13 protein-coding genes and 2 pseudogenes are annotated in these 22848 nt (G+C 49.7%); 6 read left to right on the forward strand and 9 right to left on the reverse strand.

What is annotated here, in order from left to right:
• Positions 1 to 26: 26 nt before the first annotated feature.
• Together KI362_RS10750 and KI362_RS10755 are read right to left on the reverse strand one after the other, a co-directional pair.
• Positions 27 to 923 (reverse strand): carbohydrate ABC transporter permease, encoded by an 897-nt coding sequence (locus KI362_RS10750; protein ID WP_301627185.1) that lies wholly within the window; start codon positions 921 to 923, stop codon positions 27 to 29.
• A gap of 30 nt (positions 924 to 953) precedes the next feature.
• The gene (locus KI362_RS10755; RefSeq protein ID WP_301627187.1) at positions 954 to 1913 is read right to left on the reverse strand and encodes an ABC transporter permease; all 960 of its coding nucleotides are present in this window, start codon (positions 1911 to 1913) and stop codon (positions 954 to 956) included.
• A gap of 282 nt (positions 1914 to 2195) precedes the next feature.
• Between KI362_RS10755 and KI362_RS10760 the strand changes: the two are divergent.
• Positions 2196 to 2807 (forward strand): annotated as a pseudogene (locus KI362_RS10760) (amino acid permease); the annotation flags it as partial.
• A 127-nt stretch (positions 2808 to 2934) separates the two neighbouring features.
• The gene (locus tag KI362_RS10765; protein WP_301627189.1) at positions 2935 to 5214 is read left to right on the forward strand and encodes a poly(ethylene terephthalate) hydrolase family protein; all 2280 of its coding nucleotides are present in this window, start codon (positions 2935 to 2937) and stop codon (positions 5212 to 5214) included.
• 554 nt (positions 5215 to 5768) lie between these two features.
• Here KI362_RS10765 and KI362_RS10770 read toward each other — a convergent pair.
• Positions 5769 to 6329 carry a GbsR/MarR family transcriptional regulator gene (locus KI362_RS10770; RefSeq protein ID WP_212943190.1) on the reverse strand — a complete coding sequence of 187 codons (561 nt, stop codon included), beginning with the start codon at positions 6327 to 6329 and terminating at the stop codon, positions 5769 to 5771.
• A gap of 278 nt (positions 6330 to 6607) precedes the next feature.
• Between KI362_RS10770 and KI362_RS10775 the strand changes: the two genes are divergently transcribed.
• From KI362_RS10775 to KI362_RS10790, 4 genes and pseudogenes are all read left to right on the forward strand, one after another.
• Positions 6608 to 7828 (forward strand): quaternary amine ABC transporter ATP-binding protein, encoded by a 1221-nt coding sequence (locus KI362_RS10775; protein ID WP_301627192.1) that lies wholly within the window; start codon positions 6608 to 6610, stop codon positions 7826 to 7828.
• Positions 7812 to 8643 (forward strand): annotated as a pseudogene (locus KI362_RS10780) (ABC transporter permease); the annotation flags it as partial. The gene KI362_RS10775 and the pseudogene KI362_RS10780, both read left to right, overlap by 17 nt.
• A gap of 14 nt (positions 8644 to 8657) precedes the next feature.
• Positions 8658 to 9560 (forward strand): glycine betaine ABC transporter substrate-binding protein, encoded by a 903-nt coding sequence (locus KI362_RS10785; RefSeq protein ID WP_301627195.1) that lies wholly within the window; start codon positions 8658 to 8660, stop codon positions 9558 to 9560.
• 204 nt (positions 9561 to 9764) lie between these two features.
• Positions 9765 to 12092 (forward strand): helix-turn-helix domain-containing protein, encoded by a 2328-nt coding sequence (locus KI362_RS10790; RefSeq protein ID WP_301627197.1) that lies wholly within the window; start codon positions 9765 to 9767, stop codon positions 12090 to 12092.
• 121 nt (positions 12093 to 12213) lie between these two features.
• Here the strand turns inward: KI362_RS10790 and KI362_RS10795 are convergent, their stop codons facing one another.
• The 6 genes from KI362_RS10795 to KI362_RS10820 all read right to left on the reverse strand — a co-directional run bounded on the left by KI362_RS10795 (position 12214) and on the right by KI362_RS10820 (position 22451).
• Positions 12214 to 13230: a glycoside hydrolase family 130 protein gene (locus KI362_RS10795; RefSeq protein ID WP_044477405.1), complete on the reverse strand. Its 1017-nt coding sequence runs from the start codon at positions 13228 to 13230 to the stop codon at positions 12214 to 12216.
• A 12-nt stretch (positions 13231 to 13242) separates the two neighbouring features.
• Positions 13243 to 16419: an alpha-mannosidase gene (locus KI362_RS10800; protein ID WP_301627199.1), complete on the reverse strand. Its 3177-nt coding sequence runs from the start codon at positions 16417 to 16419 to the stop codon at positions 13243 to 13245.
• Positions 16416 to 18728, reverse strand: coding sequence for a glycoside hydrolase family 3 N-terminal domain-containing protein (locus KI362_RS10805; protein ID WP_301627200.1), 2313 nt, complete (start codon positions 18726 to 18728; stop codon positions 16416 to 16418). Before KI362_RS10805 ends, KI362_RS10800 begins: the two co-directional genes overlap by 4 nt.
• 112 nt (positions 18729 to 18840) lie before the next feature.
• Positions 18841 to 20454, reverse strand: a complete 1614-nt coding sequence (locus KI362_RS10810; RefSeq protein ID WP_301627202.1) for an extracellular solute-binding protein — start codon at positions 20452 to 20454, stop codon at positions 18841 to 18843.
• Positions 20455 to 20569: 115 nt separating this feature from the next.
• Positions 20570 to 21478, reverse strand: coding sequence for a carbohydrate ABC transporter permease (locus KI362_RS10815; protein WP_212943208.1), 909 nt, complete (start codon positions 21476 to 21478; stop codon positions 20570 to 20572).
• Positions 21479 to 21500: 22 nt separating this feature from the next.
• A complete protein-coding gene (locus KI362_RS10820) occupies positions 21501 to 22451 on the reverse strand; it encodes an ABC transporter permease (protein WP_044477398.1) in 951 nt (316 codons plus the stop codon).
• Between the last annotated feature and the right edge of the window lie 397 nt (positions 22452 to 22848).

The following is a 22848-nucleotide window of genomic DNA, read 5'->3' on the forward strand; positions in this document are numbered from 1 at the left end:
CTCGAGATGTCGTTCGTCCACTTCACCTACTCCTTCAGTGAACCGACCAGTACGCCCTTGACAAAGTATTTTTGTACAAAAGGATAGACGCAAATAATTGGAAGTGTAGCAACGATCATCGTCGCCATCGAAAGCGATTTGCTTGTGATCGTTTTGGCCCGCTGCATGTGGGCCAGCGATGAAGCATCCAGCCCCCCTCCCCCTTGTTCAGTGACGATATTGGATAACAGAATCTGCCGCAAAATCGTCTGGATCGGGTATTTATTCTGATCGGAGATATAAATCCCGGCAAGGAACCATTCATTCCAGTGATACACGGCGGTAAACAGCGCCAGGGTGGCGATAACCGGTCCCGACAACGGGAGAACGATTCTGAACAGGGTGCCCCAGTTCCCGCAGCCGTCGATTTTGGCCGACTCCTCCAATCCATTCGGAAGCCCTTGGAAGAAGGTTCGGAAAATGATCATGTTCCACACGCCAATCAGCGAAGGGATAATGAAGACCCAGAAGGAGTTCATCAAACCCAGGTTGCGAATCAGCATGAAGGTAGGAATCAACCCGCCGCCGAAATACATCGTGATAATGCACATAACCATATAATATTTACGGCCCATCAGTTCCTTTTTGGACATGCCGTAAGAAAAGATCGCTGTGCACAGAATCGCGGATGCCGTGCCGATGATGGTCCGTAGAACCGAGATGAAGAATCCGCTCATCAAACGGTCGTCCTTAAAGACGACTTTATAGTTTTCCAAGGTGAATACTCTCGGCCATAGCGTAACTCCGCCTTTGGAAGTATCCAGCCCCTGGTTAAAAGATACCGCTAAAGCGTTCAAGAAGGGATACAGCGTAGAAACCGCGAGCAAAATAAGAAATGAATAGATGAAAAACATCATAAAGCGATCACCCAAGGTGTCTTTCATATCAAGCAACCTCCTCTGATTATATCCGGATTACCACAAACTGTTGCCCGACCGCCGTGCTATGAAATTGGCCAAGCTTAGCAAACCGACGCTGACTACGGCTTTGAAGACCCCAACGGCAGTTGCATAGGAGTATCGGTAATTGTCGATCCCGACACGCACCACATACGTATCCAATACATCGGATACATCCCGGATGGCCGGGTTGGCGGCGAGAATCAAAATATCCTCAAAACCCGCGCTCAACAGGTTGCCGATCGCCAAAATCATGAAGATGCTGATAACAGGCATAATGGATGGAAGCGTAATCAGATAGATTTGCTTGAATCGGCTCGCACCATCGATCGATGCAGCCTCATATGTATTTGGATCCACACCGGCGATCGCCGCAAGGTAGACGATAGAGCCAAATCCGATTTCCTTCCAGACGTTCGTCGTTACGAGAATCCCCCAGAAATATTGAGGCAATGACAAAAAGTTAATTGGCTTGTCTATGAAGTTCAGCTTCTCCAGAAGCATGTTGATGCTCCCGTTATCTACCGCAAGCAATGCGCTGACCAGACCGCCCAGGATAACCCAGGACATAAAGTGCGGCAAATAAGTGATCGTCTGCACAACCCGTTTGAAGGCCATCTTTCTAACTTCATTCAGCATGAGAGCCAGAACAATCGGGGCCGGAAATCCGATGAGAAATTTCAGAAAACTGATAACAATCGTGTTTCTCATCACGTTTTTAAATTCCGGTGCATTGAAGAAATAAGCGAAGTGCTTGAGCCCTACCCACGGACTGCTGGAAAAACTTCTTCCGATTTTGTAATCCTGAAAAGCCATCAGGATGCCATACATCGGGATATAGCTAAAAATAAAGATCAAAATTAATGCCGGTATGACCATAAGCTGCAAATCCCACTGCTTGATAAACCTCCAGAATCCGCTTCTCTTCTTGTCCGCAGCCGGTTCCAGCCTGTTTTCCACGGATAATTGCGCCATTTATGTATCCTCCCTCTACTGCTTTCTCCGTCTACCCTTTATTTTAAGAAAATGAAAGCGCGCTTACTATCTGCTCAATCAACGAAATCTGATACTAATCAACAAGGTAACATTAAGATTACATTCCGTGAGAATTATTGTAAGATGATTCAATAGCTATGCATTTCATTGAAGCTTAGGAGGCTTTTTGATTGAATTCAGAACATACGTCACTTCAAAGGAAATTACTTCCCCGGCACATCAGCTTCATGGCCATGGGCGGGGTAATCGGCACAGGGATTCGGGCTGACTTTATCTGAAGCCCAGGATGCGGAGCGGGTGCTGCCTCGCGTGGTAAAGAGCTTCATTCTGCGTGTGATCCTCTTCTACACGCTGCCGATTCTAATTATTTGCGGTCTGATCCCTTGGAACAACCTGAGCGAGCAGACCAGCCCGTTCGTCCAGGTACTTACCTCCGCCGGAATGACGGGTGCAGCCCATCTGATGAATTTCATCCTGATCACGGCGGTACTATCTGCTGCTAACTCAGGAATCTACGGCATGACTCGGATGCTGCACTCCATGGCTATCGGGGGCGAAGCGCCTTCGGGACTCGCAAGGCTCTCGTCCAAAGGCGTGCCTGTTCGCAGTTTGCAGTGGGTAGCCGTTCTTTTGATTACGGGGTCCCTGATCGCCTATTTTGCCCAAGACGGGCTGTTTCGCCTGCTGATGGCTGTTCCCGGATTCGTCGTATTGCTGGTTGCGGTACTATGCCTTAGTGTTATTGCCGTACTGTTTCTGTTCGATCCTCAGAATCGAATCAGCATCGCGGTGTGTCTGGCGGTGCTGGGAATATTAACGGTCTGGTCCATTCTCCGCTTCAAGAAAACCGGGTCGCCAAAGCTGACCAGTTAAGCATTTGCGTCCGTCTTTTACCGCACAACCCGGGATTATCCTGTTCTCTCTCTTTGGCATGCATGCTACAATAGTAAACGTATTGTAACTACTTGCTGATGGCAGAGTACAAGACTTGGGGGATACTATGGAACTTCCTTACCAGACACAATATGTGATCAAACCGCGCAGACGCCCGTTTCGCCTCAGACTGCGCGATCGGATCCGGCGAACTTATCAATATGATACCGCCTATTGGCGGCTTGCCATTGCCGGTCCCTGGGGGGCCGGCATCTTTGCATTTATGCTTGCTGCCATGGGAATGCCTACCGGGTTCGGCGTCGCCTTCGATATCCTTGTCTTCTTATTTCTAGGAACGCTGGCTCACTTCATCCTGTGCCATATCGCTGCTTTCCTGCTGGCACTGCTCGGAGTTCCCGGGCCCAGGCTGTATTATGGCAGCTTGCTGTTTAATATTGCTGCGGTCTATCTGATCTTCTATCAGGAGGATCAATCCGTACTTATTTCTTCCATTGTAACAGGCATATTGACTGTAGCAGGAATTGTCGGCGGGTTTATATTCGCTGTACTTGCCTCCCGGCAGGTACGTTTTCGAACGAAATTCACGATCAGCTCTGTGCTTGTTCTTATGCTGCTGACAGCCGCCCTCTGGCCTGAGCAGGCCCAGCATGATATGGAGGTCAGCGCAGACAGCGATGTGGTTATTGAAGAGTTAACGGCTGCGGATCCCTCCCTTGCCGGCTCCTATGAGGTCCATCATTTCACCTATGGCAGCGGCAAGGATTACTGGCAGCCGGAATTCGGCGAACAGAGCGACTATATTACGGAGAGTGTGGATGCATCCGCCTATATTAAAAAGTGGAACCGTCTCCGGACAAAATATTGGGGATTCAATGAGAAATCGCTCCCGGTGAATGGCAGAGTGTGGATGCCGGAAGGCTCCGGCAGTTTTCCGCTCGTGCTGATTGTACACGGGAACCACCTGATGGAGGACTACTCTGACGACGGTTACGCTTATCTCGGAAATCTGCTGGCAAGCCGGGGATTCATCGCGGTCTCCGTTGATGAGAATTTCCTGAATTACTCTGTGTGGACCGGTATTCCCGATAATGATATGAAGGTGCGCGCATGGATGCTCTTGAAGCATTTGCAGCAGATTGGCACCTTTGCCGAGGATGCGGAGTCTCCTTTTTATCAAAAGGTGAACTTCGACAAGATCGCATTGATTGGTCATTCACGCGGAGGTCAGGCGGTTGCCATGGCTTCGGATTATCAGCGCTGGTTCGACTCCGATCCCGGGCTTGAAGGACTTGAGCAATATCAGATTCAAGCGGTTGCCGCTATTGCACCTACGGATAAAAAAGTGGATGGGAATCTGGCTGAGCTGGAGAACATCAATTATTTAACACTGCAAGGAGCAAGGGATGGGGATGTCAGTGATTTTGACGGGGAAAGACAGTACGTTCGAACCTCCTTTACTTCTTCCAGCGGGGATGAAGAGTATTATTTCAAAGCCGCCCTCTACATCGGAGATGCTAACCACAGCCAGTTCAATACCGGTTGGGGGAGACATGATGTCAGTTATCCGAAAGGAATTCTGCTGAACCGGCAGGGACTGCTCACACCGGCAGAGCAACGCCAGATTGCCAAAGTGTATATATCGGCTTTTCTGGAAGCTGCATTGCATGGCAAGGAGCAGTATACGCCTCTATTCGTTGACTCCCGTCAAGCCCTGGACTGGCTGCCGGAGACTTCTTATTTTAATCGTTTCGAGAGCAGTTCCATGACAGCATGGACCCGATTCGATGAGGATGCCAACCGGATCACCCTCCCTGAGGGCGGAACCGCAGGGGGCGAGGAAGTCATTTGGCGAGAGGAAGAAGCCAAGAACCGCCGCAATACGGGAAAAGGCACAAAAGGGATTATGCTGGAACGCAGGGAATTCTCTGACGAGGTATCCACTTATACACTGGATTGGGAGCAGGGGGCTCCACAGCCGGCAGGCGGCATCGGTATCCTGTCTTTCGCCATGGCGGACAGAAGCTATGAATTAGATAAACCTGCGAAGTCCTCTGCTGAGGATATCCCGCCGGAACCGATGGAGATTGAAATTGAACTGGAAACCATGGCTGGGGTTGCCGTCTCGCTTCCGCTCTCGCAGTTCATGGTGCTGCAGCCGCTTCCCGAGACCCGGTTCACTCTGCATCCTTGGCTTGATCTCCACTTATCGGACGGAAAATACAAGCAGCCTACGGAATCTGTCTTCCAGACCTTTCAGTTAAACCTGGATGCCTTTTCTGAAGCAGATTCCCGGTTCAACCCGGAAGCCGGTATCGGAAGGCTCAGCTTTCACCTTTATAACGGGATGGGCCGTGTCATGATTGCCGATATCGGCGTATATGAGTAACAATACAAGTTGAATTTAGGATTGCAAGTGATGGGGGCAACGTGCGAAGAGTTGCTACGATCGCTGTTGCTCGCGGATTTCTTTGATTGGACTAAGTTATAACAAGGGAGAAATCCGCGAGCAAGCGACTTCACATCTCGCATCGCACGCAGTTCCAGTGCACGGTGTTTCGCAATATGATGACGGTGAGTCGACCACATGCAAATACGGCCACACATACATTTAGTGAACAAAGTTACCTTACATTTAGGGAAAATGGTTAGAGGGGCGGAAATAGTGAAACTTTTGCGCTTAAAGTTGGCTAAAACGTCGGTTTTACAAATTGTTGGGTTTTTAAGGTAAGTTTTTTCACTACAGGTGGCTTTAAACGCCGAACGGAGAATATAAGGGAAGTAATTTCACTAAATTGCGACCAGAAGGAGCATGGCTAGAATAAGTCTGGTCAGATCAAGGCTTACGTGCAATCTTGCTTGCATTCGTGAGTTCAACTGGCTAAAGCCGTAATAATAAACAGGCCATCCGGAGTGATTCCCGGATGGCCTGCTCATGTTCATTTATTCTTTCGGCACCAGATTGTAGATGTCCCCGCTCTCCATAACGTCAATCAGACGATCAAGCCACAAATAGTATTGCACCGCTTGCTCCATCTTGCGCAGGTCTTCCTCCAATATTGAACAATAAGGTTCTTGCGGCTTATCATCGGACTTCAACGTTTTATGGATTTCATTCATAGCTTTACGAAGGACAAGAAGATTACTCTCCACAGCTTTTCTCCACTTAATCGCGAAAAAATCCGTAAAGGTCTGGTGCCAGTCATATTCAACCTCGTACAAATCCTTACGAGATCCCTTCTCCCACACCTTATTAACCATTCGGAGATCCAGCAGCGCCCGCACTCCCGTACTCATGCTGGTCTTGCTCATCTTCATTTCCATACCCATCTCGTCAAGAGTCATCGGTTTATCTGCAAAAAAAAGCAGCCCGTATAAATGGCCCGTCGAATGCGATATTCCATATAAATCCATATTGCTGCCGATTGCTTCTATTACACGCTTACGAATTTTCATCAGTTCAGCCTGCTGTTCCGACGTTAGCTGATTCAGGCTTGCGCTCATGTGTCATGCGACCTCCAGTTCTGACGATAGCTGTACTTCTTGCTCTTATGAGCTATGCTTCCTCTATCTTAAGAAAAGCAACTTAAAAAGTAAAGAATCAGATTGGGCAGGATATGTGAGTAATCCGGAGTATTCTCAAGTATCTTTATGTTCTGTTTTTTCTGTACGTTCTATACGTACTGTAATCATGCTTGAGGTTTTGCTTGTTCGTTTGCTAGACTTATTGCATGGGTTAACACGGGAGACAGAATTTATTGAAAATAGTAAGAGGTGAGTGCATGCAAAAAGAAATATTGAAAGTAAATCAACTAAGCAAGCTGTTTGGCCCGGGTGCCGAGCAAGGCGTTAACCTGTTAAAGCAAGGGTACTCCAAGGAACGCCTAGCTAAAGAGAAAAATCTGACCGTCGGTGTAAATCAGGTCAGCCTAGAAATTCGCGAGGGAGAAATCTTCGTCATCATGGGACTATCGGGAAGCGGAAAGTCAACGCTTGTCCGCATGCTCAATCGGCTGATCGAACCAACGGGCGGAGAGGTGCTCTTCCACGGACGTGATCTTCGGAAAATGAACAAATCCGAGCTCAGAGAGCTCCGCAGAAAAAGCATTAGTATGGTCTTTCAGAAGTTCGCCCTCTTTCCACACCGAACGGTGCTGGAAAACGTGGAATACGGCCTGGAGGTGCAAAAGGTGGCTAAATCCGAGCGCCGCAGCCGGGCTATGTCTTCCCTTGAGCTCGTTGGATTAAAGGGCTGGGAAGATCATTATCCGGATCAGCTCAGCGGCGGCATGCAGCAGCGGGTCGGGCTAGCCCGCGCGCTTGCTAATGACCCGGAGATTCTGCTGATGGATGAAGCATTCAGCGCCCTTGACCCATTAATCCGCCGGGATATGCAGGATGAGCTGGTGGCATTGCAGGATAAGATGAAGAAGACGATTGTATTCATCACACATGATCTAGATGAGGCGCTTCGTATCGGAGACCGGATCGCCTTGATGAAGGATGGCGAGCTGATTCAGATTGGAACCCCTGAGGAAATGCTGACCCAGCCTGCCGACCGCTATGTGGAGCGGTTCATCGAGGATGTGGACCTGTCCAAGGTACTGACTGCTTCCCGTGTCATGCGGCGTCCCGAGACGGTCACTCTGGATCGCGGACCTCGTGTTGCGCTGGAATTGATGAGAGAACGCGGTATATCCAACCTGTTTGTGATTGACCGTACCAAACGTCTGCTTGGGGTTATAACAGCGGAAGATGCTTCCCAGATTTTAAAAACAGGGGGCGGGCTGCAGGATATCCTGATCACCGACGGACCTCGCGTAACTCCGGATACGCTGTTGAACGAGCTCTTCGAGGTCACCAGCTCGGCTCGTGTGCCGTTGGCCGTCGTGGATGACCAAGAGAGGCTAATGGGAGTCATCGTTCGCGGAGCCGTACTCGGCGCTCTAGCCGGAGAAGTCAGTCACAAGAAGGAGGTGAGCGATCATGAGCTTCTTGCCTAAGCTGCCCATTGCGAACGGAATCGAACAAGCCGTCGACTGGATGGAAGATCATCTTGCTCCTCTGTTCGGAGCGATATCCGAGGTCATTGAGACGATTGTTAATTTCTTCTCCAATGTATTTTTATTTCCTCATCCGCTCATCTTTATAGCAATCATTGGTGTTCTCGCTTACCTCATTGGCAAGTGGAAGCTAAGTCTGTTCACGATCATCGGATTTCTTCTGATTGATAATCTCGGCTATTGGCAGGAAACGATGAGCACCCTGGGTCTTGTCATTACCTCCGGATTATTCTCTATTTTATTCGGGATTCCGATCGGTATTATCTGCGCCTACAGTAAGACAACAAACCGGATCGTCGCTCCAGTTCTGGACTTCATGCAGACGATGCCTGCCTTTGTTTATCTGCTGCCGGCAGTTACCTTCTTTAGCCTTGGTGTCGTGCCAGGGGTAATTGCTTCTGTCATCTTTGCGATTCCGCCGACGATTCGGCTGACGCATCTCGGCATCAAGCAAGTGTCCGGAGAGCTTACAGAAGCTTCTGATGCTTTTGGCTCGACCTCTTGGCAGAAGCTGATCAAGGTGGAGCTGCCGCTCGCTATGCCGACCATGATGGCCGGGGTGAACCAGACCATTATGCTTTCATTGTCCATGGTCGTTATCGCATCGATGATCGGCGCACAAGGAATTGGGGCAACGGTGTACCGTGCGGTCACCCAACTCAAGATCGGCCAGGGCTTTGAAGCCGGCTTGGCCGTTGTTGTTCTGGCGATCGTACTCGATCGCTTTACACAGAACTTATTTAAATCAAACAAGAGGAGTGTGTAATTAATGAAGCTGAAGAAGATGAAGAAACTGATGGTGCTTGCTGGGCTGGCGTCCCTGTTCGCCTTGACGGCATGCGGATCAGCAACCAATGACAACGGTGATGCCTCCGCAGCAAATGGACTCTCCGGTATGAAGCATGAAATTATCGGTATTGACCCTGGAGCAGGAATCATGAAGGCAACCGAACAGGCGATTAGCGATTATGAACTAGAAGACTGGAAGCTGATTGAAGGATCCGGAGCCGCGATGACGGCTATGCTGGATAAGGCCATAAAAGCTGAGGATCCGATTATCATTACCGGCTGGACGCCGCATTGGATGTTTGCCAAATATGACTTGAAGTATCTTGAGGATCCCCAAAAAACCTACGGTGAAGCCGAAGAAATTCATACCATTATCCGCCAAGGACTAAAGGATGATCATCCAACCGCCTATGAGTTTCTCGACCGGTTTGAGTGGACCTCCGACGAAATGGGTGAGATCATGACCGCCATCCAGGAAGGAAGCGATCCCGCCGAGGCAGCCAAGAACTGGGTTGATGCTCATCCGGAGCGTGTGGACGAATGGGTTAAGGATCTAAGTCCTGTTAACGGCGATACGTTCAAGCTCAGCTATGTGGCTTGGGACTCCGAAATCGCCAGCACCAACGTGCTCGAATATGTACTGGAGAGCAAGCTTGGCTATGATGTTACTTCCCTGCAAGTTGAAGCTGGTCCGATGTGGACCGGCGTAGCCAGCGGCGATGTGGATGCTTCCGCAGCAGCCTGGCTTCCATTGACTCATGCCGACTACTGGGCAGAATTCGGGGAGAAGCTTGAGGATCTCGGACCGAATATGACCGGGGTCAAGACCGGTCTCGTCGTTCCAGCTTACATGGAGATTAACTCTATCGAAGATTTGAAGTAAATGAGCAGCAAGCGGTACATTATTTCCCTCCTGACAGCTTATAGTGCTGTGGGGAGGGGATTTTTTATTTATTTTCATCACATGATATTCCTACAGTATTTTCGACAATTTCAGCTCTCCACTTTCTAATTTCGCATTTTTATAGCATAATAGATATAACGTTATAATGATTGATCAAATTCATACGCTGGAGGTGACTACCTTTTGCCTAAAACATCTGGCTCTTCTAAAACCACAGGGGCCTCGCCAACCTGGAGTCATTTTAAGTCCAAGCTTCTTCTTAAATATACGATCTCATATGTGTTAATCTTTCTGATTCCACTGACCGTGGTCACGTTGCTTGTGTATGAAAGCGCCGTCAAGAGCCTCCGGATTGAGATTGAACAATCGAACGTGAATCAGTTGAATCAGGTAAAGACGACCATCGATGAACGGATGGCTGAATTACTGGATATTGCGAGCAAAATTTCCTATGATCAGAAACTGACACCTTATATGGTTCATCATTCCCTGTATAGTGCAGACGCAATTCGAACCTTAAGCCAGTATAAAGCCAACAGCAGTATCCTGGAAGACTTGTTTTTATATTATCACAATGACTCGGTCATTTATGCTCCCGCCGGCATGACGAATATTAATGTTGTATTTGAACGGATGTATAAGTATGAACGGTGGACGAAAGAGCAGATGCTCAGGGATCTGAATGAATTAAAGCAGCCGGTTATGCGGCCGGCGGAACTCGTCAATGTCTATTCCCATAGCGATCCTATGCTGACTTATCTAGTGCCGATCAAACCGAATGATCAGTATCCATATGGCATTGTTGTCTATTTAATGAAGGAATCCAAGCTGACCGGCGTAATGGATTCCATCCTCAGCGACTTTTCCGGCGGCAGCTTTATTTTTGACCAGAACGGCGAAGCGCTGACCGTTAACAATCACGGCACCAGCTTGCCGGCAGAGGACCTGGCCGCCTTGCCGTCCCTTGAGCCCGGAATTCACAGCTTGACACTGAATCATGACCAGTATTCAGTTGTTGTCGTGAAATCCGATTATAATGGATGGACGTACATTACAACGATGCCAAGCTACCAGTTCTTCAGCCGTGTCGCCCATATCAAGGAACTGGTATTCTTGATTTTCTGTGTCACAGCCATCACAGGTATTGCGGCCGCTATGCTGCTGGCCAAGCGCCAATATCACCCGATCAAAGACCTGCTCGAATTCGCCAAGCTTAAGCCCGGCTCCTCTCATGAGTTACAGCATCGGAATGAATGGGAATGGATTAAGCAGACGATTCATGACTATAGCGCCAGAATCGATATGCAGCAGCCTTATGTGCGTAACCAATGTCTGCTGCTGCTCCTGAAATACGGCCAGCCCAATGATGCTGATGTGGAACGAATGATTCAAGGAACCGGGTTAATGCTTCCGCCGGGCAGGGGCTTCTATTTTTCAGTTCTTCTTGCTTGGGATGTGGGAGTTGAAGGGGAAAGAAACTGGCAGGAACAGCAGCACCTGCAAGAAATGTTGAGTGAATTTGAATTTTCAGAGCTGGATACCCGCGTTTATGGTCTTGAATTCTCTCCGGATGAGCAATTTGCTCTAATCATCTCCGTCGCAGCGTCCAGTCATGAAGAAGCCCAGAAACGGATTCTTCCTATTATTGAAGCTATTAAGGTGCTTATTGTCGACCATTTAAGAGACATTCCGTATATGGGTGTAGGGACGCTTTACGATGATCTTTCGAATTTGAACCAATCTTTCATTGAGGCCTCGGCAGCGCTTGAATACCGGATGGTTGGCAGCAATGGACGTGTGACTTATTTTGAGCAGATTGCCGAGTTAAACGTTCCTTCTGCCGAAAGTTACTGGATTCCCCGGAAGACCATCCTGAAGATCGAGCAAGGCCTGAAGCAAGGGAATGCGCTTGTAACCCAGCAAGTGATTACTTCTGTGATTGAGGAATTGAAGATTGAATCGTTGTCTGTCTCGCTGCTGCGCTGCATCTGCTTTGACCTGTTGAATTCATTGCTGCGCACAGCCTCCGAGCTCGGCATGAATGAAGTGTTCACTGATCTATCCAGCCTGACCTCCTTCGAGTCCTTAGAGGAGTTAGATTCAAGACTTGGAGCGCTCACAACCCGAATCTGTCAGCAGGTTGAGCGTAATGCGGAAAGTGAACAGCATTCTTTGCTGGATGACATTGTCGCCTATGTCGATCAGCAGTATGCGGATTACACTTTAAGTCTGGAACATGTGGCACTTCGGTTCTCAATATCTACCTCCTACCTTAGCCGGTGCTTTAAAGAGAAGACAGGAATGAACTTCTCCCAGTATATTTGGCAATGCCGCATGAACGAAGTAACTCGCCTACTGGTTAAGAGCAGCGCGCCGTTGAAAGAAATTATCGAGCAAGTAGGATATCTTGATGCGCCGAATTTTATACGTAAATTTAAAAAAGAGACTGGCTATACTCCCGGACAGTATCGGAAATTATATACAGGCGAGCAAATCGACGGTGATGTTTGAAGAAAAAAAGTTGGACGGAAAACTCTACGTTTTCTTCGTCCAACTTTTCATTTTGGGGACTGATTAGACAGCCCCTTGCCTTGTTGCATGTGTTTGTAATATCCAGATAGGTTGCACTGATTTACTCAGCTTGCTCCAGAATGTAATCTACCAATTCCTCTACGGGAACCGTGGCCAATGCGATTGCCGTATCTGTAACGCCATAATAAATATAGAGTAGACCGTCTTTCACTACATTGCCTGTCGGGAATACAACGTTCGGAATCTGGTAGCCGAATTTTTCATAATAGGTTTCCGGCTCCATAATAAAATCTTTGGTACGGGCAATGACCTTTTCCGGATTTTCCAGGTCAAGCAACAGTGCTCCTACCCGGTATACGATCTCATCATCAACGCCATGGTACAGCACCAGCCAGCCGCGGTCTGTCTTCACCGGCGGCGTCGATCCGCCGATTTTCCGGGACTCCCAGGACATATTCTCCGCCTTAGCCAGCAGCTTGGGCTCTTCCCAATGAATCAAGTCCTCGGAGTACGTGATCCACATCGCAGCCTTCTCGGTTCCATACTTTTCGCCGATATATTCTTCCGGACGACGGAGCAGAACAAATTTGCCGTTAATCTTCTCAGGGAACAAGATATTGTCCCTGTCATTTATGTCCAGCGGAGTTGTATCGGCAACGAATTCCCAATCAATCAGGTTTTTGGACTTCACGATGGAGGAACGGGTCAGCCAATGCCCCTCCTCTTCCCCCCAACCATCCGGATATTTAGGAATCGACCGTTCAGGAACACCGCGATTTGTCGGATAGTAACTCATCGCACATGGACGAAGAGCGTAGTTCATGTAGAAGGTATCATCAATCTTGACAATACGCGGGTCCTGCACACTGCCATAAGGGAAGCCAAGTTCATCCGGCGTCAGGATCGGCTCATCCTTCACATGGGTAAAATGCACGCCGTCTTCGCTCTCCAGCAAGCCCAGGAAGTTTTTGCACGGTGTCAGGGAGCCTGCCGTCCGCTCAATCATATAAAATTTGTCATTATCAATAATGACAGCGGGGTTGAACACCGTAACCTTTCTCCACTCGTATCCGCCAGGTACTACAATCGGATTCTCAGGGTGTCTTGTAATTTTCATCTCTTCCGCCTCCTATTTTGTATCCTGCTTTATTTTTATTGTTTTAATCTCGTACGGCTTGAACTTCAGCCGCAATTTGCCCTGCTCTGTACGAAGCTCCTCCCGCTCCTCTTCCAGCAAGCTCGCCTCATAGATTCGAGCCTCGGACGACAGGCCTCTGAGGATAGCCTCGCTTCTTCCGCCTGACGACTCATACAGCCTTAGCACACTTCCGCAGCCGTCTTCAGAAGGCTTAATCGTATCCAAAATAACATGGTCACTGTGGAAATCCATCCAGCAATGAAGCTCAGGATAGAGACCTCCATGCTCGCCAGCAATGATTCGCAGCGGTGCATTCAATGCAGCTGCTTCACGTACAACGTGCGCATCACGCCAATCTCCGGCATGGGGATACAGAGAATACGTAAACTCATGCTCTCCGCGATCCGCATGCAGATCAGGCCAGCTTGGCGCACGCAGCAAGGATAAACGCATCGTATGACCATGGATGTCATAGCCGTATTTGCAGTCGTTCAACAGACTGACGCCATATCCACGCTCCGATATATCAGCAAAACGGTGGCCGCATACCTCGTATTGGGCCTGCTCCCAGCTTGTATTGCGGTGCGTAGGCCGCTCCAATGCTCCAAATGGAATCTCATAGGTCGCTTTGTCGGCAAGCACATCTACCGGGAAGGCAACCTTTAACAGCTTATGATCTTCACGCCACTGGACTCTGGTCTTGAAATCGATGCGGCGCCCCTGCTTCGGAAGGATCATTTGTTGCTCGATTACAGATTGTCCGTATTCCCAACGGAACTGGAACACATCAAGGATCTGCCCGCTGTGAACCACCCGGCGCTCAGCCAGTAACGGAATTCCCGCCGGCTGCTTCTCATAACGCGGGTCAATGTCCCATGCATCCCATAGGGTTGGACGGTCATGGAACAACAGGAGCTGATTGCCCTTCTCTCCCTCGGGCAGCAGTTCTCTGTCATGATCCTTGTCATACCAGCGCACAATTTCTCCCTGATCGTTAAATTCAAGCAGATAATGCTCATTCTCCCAAATTTCAGGAAAAGGAATTGGCGGCGCCTTCAGATTCAAATCAATCTTCGCCCTCGGCTGTCTTGCCGCTTGATCCTCCGCCTTCCGAATCCGAATGGATCGATAGCCAAAGGCCGGGACACCCGGCACCGTAACCGCCATCGTGACTTTGCCCAGCGTTGCATCGCTCACCCATACATCACTATCCAATAGCAGCTGTCCGGCGAATACGCTGCACTCGAGCAACCGTTCATCTCCTTCGATCCATACGATTTCTTCCCGTTCCCAGCCCAAACTGTTAAAGATCAGGTACGTCATCTCTTCGGAAGAAGGATCAAGCGAATGCTCTATCCGTCTCGCTCCTTCTGTTTGCTGCAATTGAACAGACAAGGCTTGAAGCGAGTTGTCCAGCACCTGGGCTCCGATCCGGAAGACTTCACCGTACTGCTTCCTGGAGGTCTCGTACACCTCGGGAATCGAGCTGCCCGGAACGATGTCGTGGAACTGGTTCAGCAGCAGCAGCTCCCAGCCTTCCCGAAGCGCTTCAGAAGTGCGGGCTGTCCCGTTCCATGCGGCAAATTCACTCCAGATTTCCGCATCCCTGTACAGCGTCTCCGCTCTCCGATTACTTCGCTTGTTGTAGGCCTGAGAGGTGTAGGTGCCCCGATGAAGCTCAAGATACAGATCGCCACGCCAGACGGGAAGCTCCGGACGCCGTTCCTCTACCTCGGCAAAGAACGCCTTGGCCGTAGAATACCGGCTTGCCGGCAGGCCGGCCATCAGATTGGAACGTTCCGCTGCCTCCAGCATTTCATGCGTGACTCCGCCCCCGCCATCACCATGTCCATACAGCAGCATCAAGCCAGGATGTTCACTCTTCTCTCCGAAATCCTCCCAATGCTCATGCAGATCCTTCGGACTGGTCGATTCATTCACACCATGATTCTGGTATGCAATGACAGAGGTGCCGTCGATGCCGGTCCATTCAAACAACGTATACGGGAAAGGGTTGGTGTCATTCCAGCCAAGCTTGGTCGTCATAAAATATGGAATGCCCGCCTGCTTCAGCAGTTGAGGCAAGGAAGCACAGTAACCAAATGTATCCGGCAGCCATTCGATCGTCGTTCGTTTACCGAATTCAAGCTCATAGAACTGCTGGCCATACAGGATTTGACGAGCAAGCGATTCGCCGTTCGGGATATTCAGATCAGGCTCAACCCACATCCCTCCGACCAGTTCCCAGCGGCCTTCCCTTACATACTCCTTGATGCGCTCAAATAGCTCCGGATAATAACGTTTCACATAAGCATAGAGCTGAGGCTGACTCTGGGAATATCGAAATTCCGGATATCTCTCCATCAGCGTACAGACCGTCGAGAATGTCCGTCCGGCTTTCCTGACCGTTTCCTTCAGCGGCCAGAGCCAGGCCAGATCGATATGGGATTGTCCGACCAGATGAATGAACCCGTTACGCTCTCCGGATGCCGCCTCCACAGCAGCAAGCTCAACCAGCTGCCGCTCCATCACCGACACTCTCTCATCATCGGCAAGCGCCCTTTCATCCCCGTGATCCAGTCCATCAATCATCCGTTCTAATGCCTTTGCAAGCCGAATACGGCGCATATCGGACGGGGGTAACAACCTTATAGATTCATATACGTTTTTTACCGTATGAAATAGCGAATATACGGCAGGGTTCACCCGAACCAATGCAACAGAGACTCCCGTTACAGAAGGACGTATAACGGCTTGCCTATTCAATGGATCCTTTGGCTCGGGAATAGGATCATACAGTTCAATCTCAAGATGCATCCTCTGCCCTGGCGCAATAGCCGGCAAGGGAACAAATCCATGATTCCGATCCAGTCCATGATAAGGCGAACCGTTCACACGAAGGAGTCCTTCCCCGCCCCCTTCATAGAGAAGGGCTAACTCCGTAGGATGCCACTCCTCCGGGAGATAGGTGTCCGTGCTCATGAAGTAAGTGGTGCCGTAACCTCCATCCAACGAGCTCACCGGGCCTTGCTCCGCTGACCATGGACCACGTTCATATTCTTCCGGAGCCAGATAGGTGGACCGTTGAACGGACCATTTGCGCAAATCGCGTTGTTCTCTCCACTGGTTTCTGCTTAGAGCTGCGATAAACCGCTCGATCCTTTTCATTGTGACTTCCTCTCCGTCCGAACCGTCAGCCTTGCCGTCAAATAATCCGCCGAGTTAGGGCCAACCAGGACATTAAACTCTCCGTCCTCTACAATCCTTGATAGATCCGGACCGACAAATTCCAACTGCTCACGGCTCACTTCAAAGGACACCGTTTGAGTCTCCCCTGGAGCCAGATGAATCTTGCGGAAGCCCTTCAAGACTTTCTCAGGCCGGGTAACTGTTGAAGCCAGGTCGGAAATGTACAGCTGAACCACTTCGCTGCCGCTTCGATCTCCTGTATTCGTCACATCCACAGTAACCGAGGCTTTGCCGTCCGGCCCGATGAAAGCCGGCTCGATCCGCAATTGGTCATACTTGAACGTCGTATAGCTCAGCCCGAAACCAAATGGATATTCCGCATGGAAGTCGGTCTCTAAATAACGCTTGCCTCTTGTTCTCCGATGGTAATAATACACTGGCAATTGCCCGACCATCTTGGGAATACTGATCGTTAATCTGCCGGACGGATTAATATCGCCGAACAGGACATCGGCAATGGCATGTCCGCCCTCCTGACCCGGATACCATGCTTCCAGGATCGCGTCAGCATGCTCAATAATCCAAGGCTCCACAATCGGACGTCCGTTAATGTAGACAACAATCAATGGCTTGCCCAGCTTGCGCAGCTCTTGAACCAGCGGGAGCTGGGCACCGAGCAGGTTAAGCGAAGCACGGTCAATTCCTTCTCCGCATTCCATGTCGCTCCAGGCATGGTCTGTAACTACGGAGGCGCCGGTCAGCAAATCAATGGAACCTTCGCCAAAATCTCTCGCACTGGAACCGCCAACAGCAACAACGATCGCATCCGCCTCAGACGCGCACGCCAATGCCTTGGAGAATCCTTCTGTGGAATCGTCCCGGATTCGAGAGCCGGGAGCATATAGCACGCGTTCTCCGTCATCACCAAGAGCACAGCGAATTCCGTCCAGCACAGTGGCAATGCTTCCTTGGGGTTGGGGAGAAGTATAATCGCCAAGCTGGTTATAGGCTGTATTCGCATTCGGACCGATGACCGCAATTTTGCGGATAGCTTTGGATAACGGGAGTGTGCCCTGTTCATTCTTGAGCAGTACAATGCCTTCCTGTGCGAGCTCTCTTGCCAATCCGCGGTGTTCCTCACTGCCGATGACTTCCGCTGCCCGGGCTGGGTCTCCGTACGGTCGATCAAACAGTCCCAGTTCAAACTTCAGCTTCAACACGCGGGCAACCGCATTTCCCAGCTCATCCTCAGTGATTTGTCCCGAAGCAAGAGCTGACCGCAGGTGATTGCGGAACATATCTCCAGACATCTCCATATCGATGCCTGCTTTGATCGCCTGGGCAACCGCATCCTCCCCGTCTTGGGCCGTATTGTGGCCATTTACCAGCATCCCTAAAGCTCCGCAATCGGTAATTACAAACCCGTCGAAGCCCCAGGCATCCCGCAGAATATCCTGCAGCAAATAGCTGCTGGTTGTACACGGAACACCGTCAATTTCGTTATAAGCCGTCATGATTGAACGGGCTCCGGCTTCTACCGCTTTGCGGAAAGGAAGCAAATCCACCTCATGCAGCTCCCTTGGCCCCATATGCACCGCCTTAGCGTTGCGTCCGCCTTCGCTGCTGCCGTATGCCGCAAAATGCTTAGGTGTTGCCAGCAGACTGTCTTCTCCGTCCAGCCGATCTCCCTGCAAGCCTTCAATCGCTGCCACACCGAATTCAGCGACAAGATAAGGATCTTCGCCATAGCATTCTTCAGTGCGTCCCCAGCGCGGATCACGAACAACATCCAATACGGGAGAGTAGGTCGCAGCCGCTCCCTGACTGCGCGTCTCAATGGCTACAGCCTGACACATCCGGCGGTACAGGGATGGATTCCAGGTGCTGCCTATAGAGATCGGCGTAGGAAAGACTGTCGAGCCAATCGACATATGTCCGTGAGAGCATTCCTCGCCGAACAGGATCGGGATGCCCAGACGGCTGTTTTCGATCGCGTAGCGTTGAATTTCATTCAGGGCCTTGGCCCCTTCTTCGGGAGTTAATCCGGTCTCCAGCGTAACCTCTGTCCAAGGGTCTGCACGCAGCAGACCATACAGGGAGCCGACTCCGCCTTGGGCAAGGTGCTCCTTGAAGGTCTCTGTGATGGTGATCGACCCATCCTCATTTTTTTCATAGCACTTCCAGCCGAAGGGCTGAATTAATTGACCAATCTTTTCGTCGATCGTCATGCGTCCGAGGAGATCCTCCGCTCTCCTGTCTGCAGACAGAAGCTCGTTCTTGTAATCCATGACTCGCACCTCTCGCTAGATCATTATTTAGGTCGAATTCCCTTTAAGGCCAACCAGCCCTCTGAGAAAATTCTCGGAGAGCCAGTCGGGCTTTATTTATGAAATCGGGATATTAGTTCGACTTCCAGGTGTTATAAGCTTCCTGATAGATTTCTTGCATACGGTCTCCGCCCATTTTCTTCACGGTTTGCACATAGCTATCCCAGTTGTCGAGGGATTCTGCGCCCGTTACGAATTTGGCTTCCATTTGACGAACATAAGTTGTCAAGTCAGAGCTGAGCGTCGTAACCTCGGTTTGTTGTTCCGGAGTCAGGAACAGGGTTGGGAATGGAATTCTTGCACCTTGATCCAACAGCTTCGTCTTCGACTCAATATCCACCCACGTTTCGAAATCTGTCTTCAAGCCCTTGTAGATATCGTCAAAAGAAATCGTTGGTGCCGGGATCCCATAGTTCGGCGTTATTGTCGCACGGTAATCTTCGCGGTCACCGCCGCCAGGCACAGGCAAGTATTGCTTAACCAGGTTTGCCTTATCTGTGTACTCCCAAAGAATGCCTTCTGGCCCTTTGTTGAACATCAGAGCTCCATCATAAGAATAGATGTAATCCACCCATCTCATGGATGCTTCCGGAGCAGGATTGGAATTCGAGATGGCAAATGCGCCAGTCGTAATCCCTCTGTTCATTGCAATTACGGGCTTGTCTACCATATCGCTCTTGACCGGTGCGAACATCGGATCGTCTGTGCTAGGCTCGCCGCCAAGTGTCATGTATGCATGCCAGTCGGAGAACAGAGCCACTTGATTGTTTTGTGCTTTGGCTTTCTTCTGTTCAGCGGTTTGAATGAACGATTCATGATCCAGCAAGTCTTCGTTCCAAAGGCGGTTCAGGAAGGTAAGATATCCTTTGTAGCCTTCTTCCATCGGTGTGTAATGAACGACATCGGCGTCATCCACATAAATTTCTTCCTCATAGACTCCGAACGCGCCAAGCAGCCAGGTACGGATGTCGCGCAGGTTGTTTGTGGAGGACAACGGAATTTCATCCGCCACGCCATTGCCGTTCGGATCTTCTTCCTTCACACGTTTGAGATACGTATACAGCTCTTCTGTCGTCTCTGGGAGCTTATCGATATTCAGCGCCTTCAGGAAGTCGCCGTTATACCAAAGCGGGTTCCGGTACCAAGGCTGATTGAATTCTACAACCGGCAAGGAATAGATGTGACCGTCCGGTGCTGTAATGGACTTACGGACATTCGGATTCTCATCAAGCACCTTCTTGAAGTTCGGTGCATATTCTTCGATCAGGTCTTCCAACGGAATCAGAATCCCTTGCTCGCCATAGTTCATCTGCTCAGCCGGAGTCAGTCCAGCAGCGTAGAATACATCCGGATAGTCGCCGCTCGCGAAGACGAGGTTCTTCTTCGTCTCAAAGCTGTCCTTCGGCGCATTCTTGAATTCAAAACGGATGTTCGTCAGCTTCTCCATTTCTTGAAGAACGGCCATGTTCTCCCAATTCTGCAGACCTACGTCCGGCGCCATCATCGTCAGCGTGATTGGCTCCGGTACAATCGGGAAACCGTCCTTGCTCACTGTCGATGCAGCGGAGCTTCCCCCAGCGGCACTGCCTTGTTCATTCTTGTTGCCGGAGCCGCCGCAACCAGACAATAACGTGATCAACATAGCAGCAGCTAACAGCATGACCCAGCTCTTTTTGCTCTTTTGCATTCGTAATCCTCCCTTATATCTTTAAAAGAATTATATAATATCGAAGAAAGAATCTTCGTTATTACTGAGCTAATACTTACTGAGGTACTGAGGCTAACCCTACGATGGGCTCTTATTAACCCTTGACCGATCCGATCATAACCCCTTGCACGAAGTAGCGCTGCAGGAATGGATAGACCGCAATGACGGGCAGCGTGGATACAATGATGACAGCATATCTGACCAGGGCGGCTATTTCAGCCTTGTTAGCCATAGCCTGGGCGATATCTCCGCTGATCGCAGCTCCTGTGGTCTCTGCCGACATTTCCTGCAGGACTAGAATCTGGCGCAATACCATTTGCAGCGGATACTTCATGTCATCATTCAAGTAAATCAGGGACGGGAAGTAGCTGTTCCAGTGCCCTACGCCATAGAACAAAGCCATAACGGCGATAATCGGCGAGGACAAAGGAAGCACAATTTTCAGGAATAGTCTGATATTGGTACAGCCGTCAACATGCGCCGCCTCCTGCAATTCCTTTGGAATCGTCGACTGGAAGAAGGTTCTTGCCACGATAATGTTCCATACCGAAGCCGCCACCGGTAAAATCAATGCGCCGACCGAGTTGATAAGTCCCAGGTTTTTGACCAGCAAGTAGGTTGGAATTAACCCGCCGCTGAAGAACATCGTGACCAGGAACATCCCCATAAAGAAATGTCTTCCGACAAAGTCGGAACGGCTTAAGGCATAAGCTGCAGGCAATGTAACAGCCAGATTCAGCAGCGTGCCGATTACCGTATAGAAAATCGTGTTTCTGTATCCGATCCAAATCTTCGGATTGTCAAACACAAGCTTGTATCCATCCAACGTCAATCCCTTAGGGAAAAGCCACATTTCACCCGAGCTTACGAGCTTGGGATTACTGATAGAGGCGCTGATGATGTATACCAGCGGATACAATACAACGACCAAGGCTAACACCAGGTACACGTAATTTATGATCAGGAACAGCTTGTCCGATCTGGACTCTCTGATTGTTGTCATTTATAGATTCCCCTCCATTCCTCTACCACAGACTTGTATCGCTCGTCCGCTTGGCAATTCTGTTCACCGCAATGAGCATGATGGCATTAATTACGGAGTTGAACAGGCCGACGGCTGTCGAGAAGCTATACTGAGCGCTGACCAGACCCGAACGATATACAAACGTTGAAATGACGTCCGAGGACTCCATATTCAAATTGTTCTGCAGCAGCAGCACTTTCTCATAACCTACGCCCAACACATTGCCCATATTGAGGATCAAGAGAATCGTAATCGTCGGTATGATCGTCGGCAGGTTAATATGCAATACCCGCTTGAATCGGCTGGCACCGTCCATGATAGCCGCTTCGTGCAATTGAGGGTCAACCCCCGCCAAGGCGGCAAGATAAATAATCGTTCCCCACCCGGTGCTCTGCCATACGCCTGAGATTACATATACCGTCTTGAACCAGCGCGGATCGCTCAGAAAGTCAGGAGCATTGATGCCAAAGGCCTCGATCATCCGGATAATGATCCCGGAGGAGGGCGATAAGAAGGTAATAATCATACCTGCCATGACTACCATTGAAATGAAGTGAGGAGCATAGGTGACGGTCTGTACCGTCTTCTTGAATCCCCCGTTGCGGATTTCATTGAAAGCGAGTGCAAGAATGATAGGAAGCGGGAATCCGATCGCCAGCTCATAGAAGCTAAGGCTCAGCGTATTCCAGAGTAAATCCCAAAAATAATAAGAATTGAAGAAACGCTCGAAGTGATCGAATCCTACCCAGGGACTCCCCGTGATTCCTTTAACAGGTGTGAAGTTTTTGAATGCAATTTGAATCCCGTACATCGGTCCATAGTGGAAAATCAGGAAGTACAAAAGCGCAGGGGTCATAAATAGATATAGTTCCCAATTCTTTAGCATTCTACGGCCGAGAGATTGTGTCGGACTGCCGAGATTGCCGGGTTGTACCCGACCGTTTTTTCTCATATTGTATTCTCTCCTTTCTCTAGCTCCAGTCTCCATGCGTCAGCTTCTTCCGCCGATCCCTCTGGCAGTTTCGACCAGGATGAGTGCAGCGGTTTGCTAACGCTTACAACACAAATTGTAGGGAATTCGATCTGACATCGTAAATATGTCGTTTCTGAATTGTCATGCCCGAAATGCTGTGAAACCGCTTCATTACGGGCTTTTTCACTTTTAACACAGGGTTAACAATGGTCAATTTCAACAGCTGAATGTGTCATTTATGCTAGCCCGAATTCTACTGCAAATCATACATATTGTAGTTTTTCTCAGGATGTGCAAATCTGCTTACGAGTGTGCTTTTCGCTAAGCAACCGATTACGAAGATCATTCTGGTGTAATGAAATGGATTAGGAGGGAA

The organism is Paenibacillus apis (assembly GCF_018333295.1).
In the GTDB taxonomy this organism is placed as follows: domain Bacteria; phylum Bacillota; class Bacilli; order Paenibacillales; family Paenibacillaceae; genus Fontibacillus; species Fontibacillus antibioticophila.

Coding starts and splice junctions, on each gene's coding strand:
- KI362_RS10750 (WP_301627185.1), bottom strand. CDS start 923: ATGAAAGACACCTTGGGTGATCGCTTTATGATGTTTTTCATCTATTCA.
- KI362_RS10755 (WP_301627187.1), bottom strand. CDS start 1,913: ATGGCGCAATTATCCGTGGAAAACAGGCTGGAACCGGCTGCGGACAAG.
- KI362_RS10765 (WP_301627189.1), top strand. CDS start 2,935: ATGGAACTTCCTTACCAGACACAATATGTGATCAAACCGCGCAGACGC.
- KI362_RS10770 (WP_212943190.1), bottom strand. CDS start 6,329: ATGAGCGCAAGCCTGAATCAGCTAACGTCGGAACAGCAGGCTGAACTG.
- KI362_RS10775 (WP_301627192.1), top strand. CDS start 6,608: ATGCAAAAAGAAATATTGAAAGTAAATCAACTAAGCAAGCTGTTTGGC.
- KI362_RS10785 (WP_301627195.1), top strand. CDS start 8,658: ATGAAGCTGAAGAAGATGAAGAAACTGATGGTGCTTGCTGGGCTGGCG.
- KI362_RS10795 (WP_044477405.1), bottom strand. CDS start 13,230: ATGAAAATTACAAGACACCCTGAGAATCCGATTGTAGTACCTGGCGGA.
- KI362_RS10800 (WP_301627199.1), bottom strand. CDS start 16,419: ATGAAAAGGATCGAGCGGTTTATCGCAGCTCTAAGCAGAAACCAGTGG.
- KI362_RS10805 (WP_301627200.1), bottom strand. CDS start 18,728: ATGGATTACAAGAACGAGCTTCTGTCTGCAGACAGGAGAGCGGAGGAT.
- KI362_RS10810 (WP_301627202.1), bottom strand. CDS start 20,454: ATGCAAAAGAGCAAAAAGAGCTGGGTCATGCTGTTAGCTGCTGCTATG.
- KI362_RS10815 (WP_212943208.1), bottom strand. CDS start 21,478: ATGACAACAATCAGAGAGTCCAGATCGGACAAGCTGTTCCTGATCATA.
- KI362_RS10820 (WP_044477398.1), bottom strand. CDS start 22,451: ATGAGAAAAAACGGTCGGGTACAACCCGGCAATCTCGGCAGTCCGACA.